The 412-nt window shown below is 53.4% G+C and carries 1 protein-coding gene; it reads left to right on the top strand.

The window, feature by feature from the left end; translation table 11 throughout:
- Nucleotides 1-292: D-arabinono-1,4-lactone oxidase (locus EN780_RS38125; RefSeq protein WP_281035430.1), on the top strand; the 292-nt coding region annotated here is incomplete at its 5' end.
- Between the last annotated feature and the right edge of the window lie 120 nt (nucleotides 293-412).

A 412-nucleotide genomic window follows, 5' to 3' on the forward strand; every position in this document is an offset into this window, starting at 1 on the left:
GTATAGAACCGTGGCGGCTGACGATATTTGGTTGAGTCCATACTTTGAGCGGAAGACCGCAATGATATCGGTGTCCGGCGCAGCAGGAGAGGACTACTGGGATTTCATCCGCGATTGCGAGACAATCTTTTCCTGGGTAAAAGGTCGTCCGCACTGGGGCAAACTTCACAGCCTGGGCCGGTCCGAGATCGAAGCCTTGTACCCAAGATACGGGGATTTTATTTCTCAAAGGGCTCGCTTCGACCCGGACGGTCGCTTCCTGAACGACTACCTGCGCGAACGTTTCGGCTAAAAGCTTTTATCTATGGTGGCTTCTGCGGTTCGCTGCATAGCCGCCTGGAACTTGCTGCCATCTTTAGCGATCATGTTGGCGAGGATGTCGATGATCAAATATTGTCCAGCGACCCTGGAG

Origin of the sequence: Mesorhizobium sp. M4B.F.Ca.ET.089.01.1.1, assembly GCF_004022605.1 — a bacterium.
In the GTDB taxonomy this organism is placed as follows: Bacteria; Pseudomonadota; Alphaproteobacteria; order Rhizobiales; family Rhizobiaceae; genus Mesorhizobium; species Mesorhizobium abyssinicae.